This is a genomic window from Mesorhizobium sp. B2-8-3 (assembly GCF_006440815.1).
Lineage (GTDB): Bacteria > Pseudomonadota > Alphaproteobacteria > Rhizobiales > Rhizobiaceae > Mesorhizobium.
In genome coordinates, this window is sequence record NZ_VFTW01000049.1 from 1 (window position 1) to 10,725 (window position 10,725).

7 protein-coding genes and 1 pseudogene are annotated in these 10,725 nt (G+C 57.6%); 5 read left to right on the forward strand and 3 right to left on the reverse strand.

Annotated features, from left to right (window positions below; all coding sequences use genetic code 11):
• Positions 1-129, forward strand: a pseudogene (locus FJ418_RS31585) (S-(hydroxymethyl)glutathione dehydrogenase); the annotation flags it as partial.
• A gap of 372 nt (positions 130-501) precedes the next feature.
• On the opposite strand, the gene FJ418_RS31590 reads toward FJ418_RS31585, so the two are convergent.
• Both FJ418_RS31590 and FJ418_RS31595 read right to left on the reverse strand, forming a co-directional pair.
• Complete coding sequence (locus tag FJ418_RS31590; RefSeq protein WP_246683302.1) at positions 502-1,323, reverse strand: hypothetical protein; 822 nt, start codon at positions 1,321-1,323, stop codon at positions 502-504.
• 184 nt (positions 1,324-1,507) lie between these two features.
• Entirely contained in the window at positions 1,508-2,698 is a 1,191-nt protein-coding gene (locus FJ418_RS31595) for an FkbM family methyltransferase (protein WP_140872182.1), read from the reverse strand.
• A 416-nt stretch (positions 2,699-3,114) separates the two neighbouring features.
• Here FJ418_RS31595 and FJ418_RS31600 point away from each other — a divergent pair, with 416 nt between their 5' ends.
• Together FJ418_RS31600 and FJ418_RS31605 are read left to right on the forward strand one after the other, a co-directional pair.
• Positions 3,115-3,903, forward strand: a complete 789-nt coding sequence (locus tag FJ418_RS31600) for a TylF/MycF family methyltransferase (RefSeq protein WP_246672545.1) — start codon at positions 3,115-3,117, stop codon at positions 3,901-3,903.
• A gap of 101 nt (positions 3,904-4,004) precedes the next feature.
• Positions 4,005-5,441: a hypothetical protein gene (locus FJ418_RS31605; protein ID WP_140872184.1), complete on the forward strand. Its 1,437-nt coding sequence runs from the start codon at positions 4,005-4,007 to the stop codon at positions 5,439-5,441.
• Positions 5,442-5,479: 38 nt separating this feature from the next.
• Here the strand turns inward: FJ418_RS31605 and FJ418_RS31610 are convergent, their stop codons facing one another.
• Positions 5,480-8,269, reverse strand: coding sequence for a glycosyltransferase family 25 protein (locus FJ418_RS31610; RefSeq protein ID WP_140872186.1), 2,790 nt, complete (start codon positions 8,267-8,269; stop codon positions 5,480-5,482).
• An 838-nt stretch (positions 8,270-9,107) separates the two neighbouring features.
• Here FJ418_RS31610 and FJ418_RS31615 point away from each other — a divergent pair.
• Positions 9,108-9,422, forward strand: a complete 315-nt coding sequence (locus FJ418_RS31615; RefSeq protein WP_140872188.1) for a hypothetical protein — start codon at positions 9,108-9,110, stop codon at positions 9,420-9,422.
• Between the two features lie 92 nt (positions 9,423-9,514).
• Positions 9,515-10,725, forward strand: a 1,211-nt coding sequence (locus FJ418_RS31620; RefSeq protein WP_140872190.1) for a DUF4347 domain-containing protein, incomplete at its 3' end; no start/stop codon positions are given.

Here is a 10,725-nt window from a genome sequence, read left to right on the forward strand (position 1 = left end):
GACTGGTACATGGAGAAAAAGATCCAGATCGATCCGATGATCACCCACACGCTGAAGCTGGAAGACATCAACAAGGGTTTCGACCTCATGCATGAGGGCAAGTCGATCCGCAGCGTCGTGGTTTACTGAGGAAAGCCACCGGGCCGCAGGCTGCGGTTCGACGCAACAAATACGCCAAGCCCACGGTTCTGTGTTCCCAAATACTGTGCCTCGGGCAACGGCGTAAACCGGCGGCGTGGTTAGGTATGAGTACCTCGATCACGCCGCCGGTGCAGTTCAAAAAAAGGGTTGTGTGCGTCAAGTTCTGCAAAAAGGGGCGTGGATGCCAGCGGTGTCGCGCCTCCCATGACGAGTGCACTCCAGTTTTGCGACAACGACATGCATCAAGCAACGACCTAAAAGCGCGTCGCGTGAATCCGTTTCGACGCCACGCGCTTTAGATTCGGCTATTGAATGTGGTCCTCGGTGTCTACCAGCGAGCAACAGCTGATCGGCCAGGTATCACTTGAGGCCAGGCAGATTTCCCAAAATCTCGCTCAAGTGGATCGGCAACTGAGGTGACGCGTGTAAATCGGCGCAGCTGTCTTTCCAGCGTTGCAGATATTCGCCGATTGGAATGCTGCTCCGGCCAGGCCAGCGATTGAGTGCGCCAAGGGCCTCGATACATTCTGAAGCCCCCTCGTATTGAGCGAGAATGTTCAAGGACATTGCTTGTGCGAACGAGTTGAGGTTCGGAACTTCGATCTCGCTTCGGTGCTTGGCAAACCACTTTGCCGGGTCGCTAGTGAGACCCTGAGAGTCGGCAAGCGCCTTGTAGCCGTTGATGATGTTCTGGCGATACTCGGCGATGGCGTCGCCGAAGGCGTTGTCGCGGGGAAAGGGCGGGTTTTGTTTCCAGTCCTTCGCCAGGCGCCCCAGGCCACGCAGCGAAAAGGCCTCCACCATGGCTTCCTCGAGCCATTGACAGGGAGGCGCGGGCTTGGCGTCGGCCTGCCAGCTGTTGGCAAAGACATGGCCGAGCTCATGCCCGAATTGGTAGGCGAGCTTCGACCAGTCCCGCTCGCCGATATCGACAATTGTCCAGGCCATGCTGCTGCCGTCGGGGTGCAGCCAGACGGCTGGCGAACCGGAGGTGTGTTCCTCGACGCGCAGTCTCGTCGGCTGGCGATCTGAAACGAGGCGGACACCGTCGAGGCAAGCATGGCGCATGCGCTCGACGACCTGAAGGGCGGCACCCGGCAGCATGCGACCCCAGTCGCCGGCAAGCTCGATGGGGGCGTGAAGCAACCCGGCTGGGGTCGCAGCTTGAGCAATCACGGGCATTGCAGCCGCCAGACTCCTGTCCAGACTCCATCGCGATGGGCAAACCAGGCCAAAAGATGTGACCGTTAACGCCGTAAACTCTCGTCGGTTCATCAAAACCACTTCCGACCCGATGGTCGAACCTTCGAAACAGAGATCGTGGGGCTGAGCAATTGGCTGTAGGGTGTAGTTCCTCGGTAGCAGTTTACCGGCGCAGGACCACAAATTGATGCGCGGAATGGCCAAGATGAAGGGAAAACCCTTCAACGATAAGCTTTCGCATCATCGCATCCGTGGCTGTCTCGCCGGAGACCGCATAGTGCGTCTCCATGATGATCAGTCGAATACCGGACAGATCGGCCGCCTCCAGCAACTCGACCTCTCCACCTTCTATGTCGCAAATGAGGACATTTGCGGAATGCTCACGTATCTCGTCTTCAAGACAGTAGACAGGAATTCGAACTTTGTCGACGATACTCGGTTCCGTCGATGTCGCATCGAGCCTGGAAGCCCAAAAAGATTTGTCGATATAGAACTCGACGGTTTCACCCGCGCCGAGGATCTTCTGTCGATTTTTCAGAACTCCGTTGCGCGACTTGATCTTGGAAAGGCCGTTTCGCCTGAAGTTTTGCCGAGCATCATCAAGAATTTTAGGGTTCGCGTCGAATGTCAGAACGTTTTCAGCGCTCACGATCAATGCGGCTGTCATCGCCACCAGCCCTATCGCGGTTCCCACTTCGATAACACGGTCTGACGGGTGAACCAGATCGGCAGTCAACTGCCGCTCACGCCCCTCGTAGTAATTTCTGCGAAGTGCATCGATGATTGTCTCTGAGTAATTTTCAGTGTCCACGAATATGTCAAAGCCGCCAACGCCCATGAAATAGCCATCCCGTCCAATTGGGATACGGTTATTTTCGCGTTCTTCATCGGTTAGTCGAGCGCGTGTAGCTTGATCGAGAGGATCACCAAATATCTGACATTCACTGAAGTGCAAGCATTCATAGCCGTCAAGCCTAACCCTCACGAACCGGGCAATATGATCTCCAGAAATATTCGCAACGTAAGGCCGTCCGTCTGAATCGCCAAAGACCCCGCTATCAATTTTTCTGTAGAAGATCCTCCAATGCTCTTCGTCAATTGATCCAAGAAGGCTAAAGTGCCTTAGCCTGTGCGCTTGATGCTGCCGATTGTATATAACAACTTGCCGAATTAGAAACTCGCTGCCAAGGTCGACCTGCCACCAGGGATCCGTTTCCGTTTTGGTATGAAATCCCATTTCGCCAGAAATCTTGCCGTCGTTTCCTCCCCGAGCGTCCTGCTCCGGGTGCGGGCTGAATGACCATTCTGAGGTCGAACTTTGAGTTGCAGGTTTGTTGATCGCGAGGTTTATCACGGCAATTCAGAGCCCTTTCCGCTTCGCTATTGGTGCACCTTCACCCGCGGTTCAATGCCACGAGTCAAAATGTAGATCTCCGCAAGAGCGGCCGTCCCACCGATGCGGCAGGGAGCAAGCTTGCGGACGCCGCGCCCCACAAGGATATGGCAAAATCTCGTGTTGCACTTCGATTTCTAATGTCCGACTGCCTGAAACTAAATTAGCATGATGTCAGTTTTTGGCGAAGGATCGTAAAGCGGACGGGGCCTCCGGAACGAGGGGCTGCATTTCGAAGGCGTATTGTGGAGAAGAGCTTTTCACAGGTGGCTGACGAAGTTACGGCGACAGCGCAGTTCGATCAATCGCGCTCGTATCCATCCAAAAGCCCGCGCGGAAGCAGCGGTTCCGGTCAGGCTCTCAGAAGGAGACCAGCATTGAATGACAGTCATGACTTCCTGACCGCCGCCGTGAAGATGCGGAATAGGTATCTCAATCTTCTCGAAGCATCGTTGACCGGAACCTTGTACGGCGACGCGCCCATTGATCCGTGGACCGGTGGGCAATACGACCCGAACAAGCGTGCCCTCGGGCGGGATTGGCCAGGACTGGCGCAAACCATGATTGGCTCGGCGAGGATGCGCAATTTGCGGCATCTGTGCGAAACCGTGATCCTGAACGATGTTCCTGGCGACTTTATAGAGACCGGGGTCTGGCGCGGTGGAGCGTGCATTTTCATGAGAGGCATTCTTGCCTCATACGCCGAAACGCGACGTCGGATCTTTGTCGCTGACAGTTTCGCCGGCCTTCCTCCTCCAAGTCCGGAGAAGTATGCGGCGGACGTTGGCGACACCCACCACGTGCATGGAGAACTGGCGATCTCCCGGAAGGACGTGGAAGAAAACTTCCGCAGATATGACTTGCTTGACGAGCAGGTTGTCTTCCTTGAAGGCTGGTTCAAGGACACGCTCCCAAATGCCCCGATACAAAAATTGGCGGTTCTTAGACTGGATGGCGACATGTATGAGTCGACCATTCAAGCTCTCGATGCGCTCTATCACAAGGTATCGTATGGGGGATTTGTAATCGTCGACGACTACTTCCTGGCCCCGTGCGCTCAGGCTGTGGATGAGTTCCGCGCTAGAGGCAACATCACTTCGCCCTTAATTCCGATCGACGGCTGTGCCGTGTGGTGGAGGGTTTCCGAGCCCGCAAATCACCAATGACAAACCCCCATCGGGTGACGTGAGCAATACTATTCGAAGGCGACCACCGCAGCATCGAACGAGGCGATCGTTCATGGCGGGAATGCCGGGATGGGGATGACGTGAGCACAAGAACACACATCACACTTCTCATTCATCCGGGGATCGTGCAGGTGCTCGCAAGCATGGTCAGGATGCTCGCCGATGGTTTGAGCGAGATCTCGATCGGGACGGACATCATTCATGATTTGCCTGCGGATTTCGACGGGCGGGCGATCGTACTAGGCGCCAATCTTTATCAAACGTCGGCTTTGGATCGTCTGCCTGGAAATTCTATTATATTCAACGTCGAAAATTATACCTCAAATTGGATCACGGATGATTATTGCAATCTCTTGCGGAGGTTTCATGTATGGGATTTTAGCGAGAGTAATGCCATCTTTCTATCCAGGAAGATAGGTCGCCCGGTCCATTATTTCCGGATGTTCTACGTTGATGGTCTTGCGCGAATCGGCGATGCTGAACAGGATATTGACGTTTTATTCTATGGATCATTCAATGAGAGAAGGTCGGCAATAATAGACGAAATGCGCGCTCGTGGGCTGCGCGTTGAGGCATTGTTCAATGTTTTTGCCGGACAGCTCGATCAATTCATTGCTAGATCCAAGGTTATTATCAATATACATTTCTACGGTAGTGGGCAGCTCGAAATAATCCGCGTATTCGATCTTCTGGCCAACGGGCGCGCGGTAGTAAGCGAGATAAATCCGGGCGAACTTGTGGACGCCGATTTGACGGACGCCTTCGTTGCGGCGCCATACGAGAACCTTGTCGCCGCGGCCGAGGCGCTGGTGCACGACACGGATAGACGTCACAAGGTAGCGACGGCCGGGTTCGAGGCATTCAGTCGACGCAGAGCAACAAATATACTTCCGGAAGCGCTTGCCTGGAGCGATTTGCCGAACCTACCCGGCGACGTTGTACTCGGTCGGGGAAAGATACGCGATCCAAGGGTGCTGAATATCGATATCAGCAACCGATGGCATCCCGACATCGTGGCCGACATATCGGATCCTGGCCTGTTCGAGCGTGAATTTATGTCCGAGCGCTTCGGACCGGTTCGGATGGATCGGGGACTATTTGCCAGCATAACGGCCTCGCACGTGCTCGAGCACGTTGCGGATCTTGTGACGGCTATGACGAACTGCCTGACTTTGCTGGCGGATGGAGGGCTGTTCAATATTGTGGTGCCATACGACCTGTCATACGGTGCCTGGCAAGATCCTACCCACGTACACGCCTTCAACGAGCGGAGTTGGCTCTACTATTGCGAATGGTACTGGTATCTCGGATGGACCGAATCCAGGTTCGAGTTGGTGGAGCAAACCTTCGGCTATAGTTCGATCGGGGATGCGCTCGCGGCGCGAGGTGTCTTGGAGGACGAGATCTTGCGCAGCCCGCGGGCGGTAGACGAGATGCGCGTGGTGCTGCGCAAACGGCAACTGACCGAGGCTGAACGTGATTACGGGCGCCAAATGCGTGGCGATAGCCGTGCGTGAAGTCGCGGGCTCTGGCGACTCCGTGAAAGCTGGGGCGCTTAGCCCGAGCTTTGCTGCCGATCCATTGACATCCGCTCTGACGATTGCCCGTCGTCTGGGATGACGAGTGGCGCAATGCAAAGGAAAGCTTGCATCGAGCCGTACGCCCCGCACATGGCGCAATCGATGCCCGTGTCCTCGATCACGACGCCCGTTCCAGGAAACGGGATAAGCCGGCGTTGCAGAGGAAGGCACTTTTGAAGGAGTTTGCGTGCACCTGACGGCGAGACTGTGTAGGCCTGCGTTCCAAACGAATGTACCAGCCCGACGAGCGATCTCGAGAATTTCTCAGCCTGAAACGAGGTCCCGTTTCTATTTCGGAGGTCGTAGAATTCCAGCTTTGCTTTGGAGAAGCCGAAATCCAGCCAGGCGAACAATGGGTCAAATACGTAGCCCCACTGGATGATATCCCAATCCCTCGGAGCTCGAGCCATGAGATCGGCCGATTCCTCCAGGAACCGAAACGATGCACGGACGTCGTCTTCAAAGACGGTTATCGGCTTGTTCTCCGAAACCGCCAGCTTCCACAGGTTGATATGGGATAGAGCACACCCGAGCGTTCCTGCCGGATACGCGCAATCGCTGGTGATCAGGCCTTCCTCTATGAGCGCATTCCGGTCCAGGGAGGCGCCGTCGGCGGCCGATACCCGAAGCGTATTCTGCGTCAGATGCCAATTGTCGCTCTGATACTTGTTCCAGCGGTCGACGCTCCGGTCGAGGTTTATCAGGTGAATTTTCGGCGAATCCCGTGGCTCGGCCGGCGCCGCCGCGACGGCAGCGATCTCCGCCAATACCGGGACGTCACCCGCGCTGCGCAAAAGCTCGCCTGCGCGCTCGATTCCATCACTTACATGATATTCGCCATCGCCGAAGGTGATGTAGCCGTAGACCTGCCGGTTATCGATGTATTGAACGATCCCGGCCTTGCGGGCGCTGTCGGCAAAGATGACGTACTCGTATCGCGTGGTGCCGTCGTCATATGTCAGCTCGGTCAGCACGTCGGCGCGGACAAGGTAGGTGCAATGCACGAGCGGTATTTCAAGGATGCCGCGGACATGGCGGTTGAGCACCCAGAGATACTGATCGCAGTGCTGATAATATCCGCTTGCGTCGACCTCGGCGTGGTAGTTCGAATAATACTGACCGGGTGCGATGGAGCGTAGCAGCGGCGCAACGATAGGCACGTCGAGCGCGACGAGTTCCCGCAGCGTGGCCGGGCGCACGAAATTGTCGACGTCGACGACGAAATAGAATTCGCAATTGTGCTCGAGGGTTTTCCGCAGGCTGATGTTGCGGATTCGGCCGAGCACCTTGAAACGCGTCTCGTTCCATTCGTGCTCGCGAAACTGCTCGACCCGGTCGGACACGTCCGACGTGTCGATCTCGACCGCGGCATAGAGGTGGCCGACGCGTTCCAGCCACTCGCGCAATATGTGCTCGGTCCTATCAGTGTTGTTGTTTGTTCGGATGTAGAGGACGATCGATTCTTTAGGATAGTCGAGCGCTTCGATGCAAGTCAGGTAGAGCGGCAGCGCGGGCTCCTTCTGCTTTGCCAATATCGCGACAAGGACGCGCGGCGTGCCTTTGAGCCGCGAGCGCAACGGGCGCTGCGCAACAAGCGCGTGCTGCTCGACAAGGCTCTCTGCGCCGAGGCTTCCCAATACCGGCGGCTCGCGGACCTCGAGTTTGTCCGCGGCGAAACGGGCATTGGCCACAACCCGCTTCAGCATGTCCGCCGGCAATTTGTCGGAGGCCAGCAGTTTCAGACAGGCATCGAGCGATTCCCGATGGGCGCCCGCCCAGTATGCGTTGACTGACAACTCGTCGAGCAGTCCGTAGTCGTAGACCCAAGGCTGGACGAACAGACCCGCCGGCTCCGTGAGACTTACACCGCGACGCGCATAGTCCAGCCCTTCCGCGTTGCGCCCCTGGTTGCGGCAGTAGAGGCTCGCTGCGTGCAGCGCCTCCACGCGCGTGGGCACTGTCGCGGTCGCGCGATCATAGACCGCGACGACTTCTTCGAAGGGCCGGGCAAGCGCCGCCATCAGGTTCCCGGCCTCGAGCAGGCTTACATAGACCTCCTCGTTCCAGAAACCCAGTTCAGCTCGCTTCAAATACTGTTCGAGCGCCTTCTCGCGCTCGCCAAAATCCCTGTAACTCTGCGCCAGATAGAAGGTGTAGCGCGATATCAGGAACGGGTCGGTTTCGGTTGCGAGCACGTTCTCCAGCACCGCCGCGTCGTCCTGGTATTTTCGCGGGTTCTGGCTGCGCGCTCCGCCGCGCCCCGTTGCGATGCGAAAACCCTCGGCGTTCTGCCTTGAGATGGGGCCGGGGGGGCCTTCCAGATATTCGTGCAACACACCCTTGAAGGAAAAGGCCAGCCGGTTGCTGCAGATCTGCGGGCGGTAGAACGCGATATTTCCATGCAGTACCTCGACATCGTAGAGATCTTTGTCCATCCGCGACTTGAACAAGGCCGGCTCGAAGTCGCGATCGCAGATCAGCATATCGTCCGCGTCGATGATCATCGCATAGTCGACGCTCTCGATCTCGCGCAGTCGCTCGAGGGCGAAGCTGCGGTTGTAGGCGAAGTCCCGCCACGGCTCGTCGATAACTGCTCCCTTGACATTGTTTTGCGCGAGAAAGCCTCGGATCAGGTCTTGTGTGCCGTCGGTGGACCCAGTGTCGACGACGAGCACATAGTCGACAAGAGGAAGCGCGCTGGCGAGGCATTGCAGGATGACCTTCGCCTCGTTCTTGACGATCATGCACAGGCCGATGGTGCTCACGCCGGACCCTCGTTGAGGCGGCCATATTTGCATCGCAGTGTCATGTCGCACAGCAATCCTTTTTGATGAGGATTCGATCGTCTCTCACGCTCGTCTCACAGCCGCCGCAGCCTAAGCCATTTTGATGAAGGCTCTCAATTTTCGCGATTGAAATGGCCCTTAGCTAACTCTTGGATTTTTAAAGTGTTCACGCCCTGGCATGTCATTTCGATGACAGTCTCTGATGGGTGACCCAGCGGTTCTGAATTAATAAATTGTAAACCAAACCATTTACAAGTTTAGAAATTTCGAATTTACTAATATCTAATGCAATGGAGGGTAGCTGCGGATTTGGCGAAAGATCGCCGGTCCGCGGTTGTCTGCGAAGCCAGGAGAGTATCCGGGAGGAAAGCCACTCACCCGTGAGGGCGCGGTGTATGTGGTGGTGGGCGAACGTTTCGCCGATTGGTCCTGAATCCGTAATCTAGGCTACCGATCTCCCAATGATGGTCCCTCGCAAGTAGCCGGCTCCTTGCAAGTGGTGAACAATCGCGACCCGCGTGATGGAGTTGGCAGTGGTCCGTGTAACATCACCCACCAGACGGCGCCGCGTTGACGTGGCCTTCGGCCTTGGCCTGTGTCCATCTCCTCTTGCCACCTGCGGTAGTCGCCTTGCGACTGGTAACGACGTCCGCCCGACTGTGTATCTCGGGCGGCGCATTCCTGGGATTGGACAATTTTCGGCTCTCGCCGTCGTGGCTTCACCCGCCCGGCTGCGGAAGCTCGGCACCGACTGAAACCTGAAGCTGAGAAACGACAATAACGGCGGCGTTGGCCGCAGCGGATCGAGGAGGACACTATGAGCTTCACTGCGGGCTTTGCGGTCATGGAAGTCACCGTTCGAGGCGCTTTGCCTATCGGCGACGGGACCGAGAACGTCACCTATTTCATTCTGGACTCGGCCAAGAACACGATCGTCGGCCAGGTCATCCTTCCCAGGGCCGTACCGCGCAGCCTCGCCGTAGCCCTCACCGTCAAGGTCCCGAGCGCAGCCGGCTCGCTTGCGATCGGCACATTCGACGAAGGCGGGGCTTTCCAGGCTGCCAGCTTCCTTCGCGTGGAGACCCCCACAGTTCAACGCCCCGACGGTGCCGTCGGGGCGGCGGGGCGATGACCGCTGCCAAATGTCTGGTTCGTGCCGCTCGCCGGTCAAGCCGGTTGAGCGGTTTTCCCTTGAATTGAATTCCAAGCCAACAGGAGCCAGTTATGGCCCGCGCCTCTGAAATTCTGTTTGTGGATCCTTCAGTCTCCGACCTCGAGACGGTTCTTGCCAATCTGAGGCCCGAGGTCGAGGCTGTCGTGCTCGACGGTCGGCGGCCGGTGGCGCAGCAGATGGCGGACGTTCTCGCTGGGCACGAGGGGCTCGACGCGGTTCACGTCATCGCGCACGGCTCGCCAGGCCGGGTTCAATTCACGGCTGGAAACTGGTCCGTTGCCACTGTGAGGGACGAGGCTGAGGATTTCGCCGCGATAGGCAAGGCGCTTGCCGAAGACGGCGAGATGCGGCTGTGGAGCTGCGAAACGGCCTTGGGGAATACTGGCGAGACGTTCGTGGCCGCACTGGAGGCGGCTGTTGGTGCAGACGTTCACGCAGCCAGGTCGCTGGTTGGCGAAGCCAGGCTGGGTGGTAGTTGGGAGTTGTCAGCGCGACCGGGCCAGTCGTCCCTTCTTCCGCCGCTGAGCTCAGCGGGCGTAGCAAGCTACGCAGGCGTGCTCGCTGTCGATCTGACGTTGACTGGTGATCTGACCATCCAAAATGGCAGTGCTAACATAAATACATACTATCTAGTAGATACTACGCTCAATCCGCCGGTGTTGGTTGGAAGCTTCTCCCTTCCGCAATCAGGTAATAATAAAGTAAGTGAATTTGCTGTTACAATTACAATACCGGATCCAACTCATACTTACAAAATATACGACTCTGGGTTTAATCTTTTCGGCACGTTAACGCCTGGTGGCGGAAATACTTACACACTCCAGGATGGCCCCACCTTCGGTCCGAGCAACGGCAACGGCGGCAACCATTTCGATACTGGGACCTTCAGCACCAGCACAGTCGGCGCTACCGGCCCAGCGGGTGCTACCGGCGCAACCGGAGCCACGGGTGCGACCGGCGCTGGAGCGACCGGCGCCACGGGCGCGACCGGAGCTACGGGCGGAACTGGTGCGACCGGCGGTACCGGCGCGACCGGCGGCACGGGTGCGACCGGCGGTACTGGCGCAACGGGTGGTACTGGCGCGACGGGCGGTACTGGCGCGACGGGCGCCACGGGTGCGACCGGCGGGACCGGCGCAACGGGTGAAACTGGCGCGACTGGCGGTACCGGCGCGACGGGCGGTACCGGCGCAACGGGTGAAACTGGCGCGACCGGCGCCACGGGTGCGACCGGCGGCACCGGCGCAACGGGTGAAACTGG

Excerpts from the sequence above, each read along its gene's own strand:
- FJ418_RS31590 (WP_246683302.1), bottom strand. The coding sequence starts at position 1,323 with ATGCCCGTGATTGCTCAAGCTGCGACCCCAGCCGGGTTGCTTCACGCC.
- FJ418_RS31615 (WP_140872188.1), top strand. The coding sequence starts at position 9,108 with ATGAGCTTCACTGCGGGCTTTGCGGTCATGGAAGTCACCGTTCGAGGC.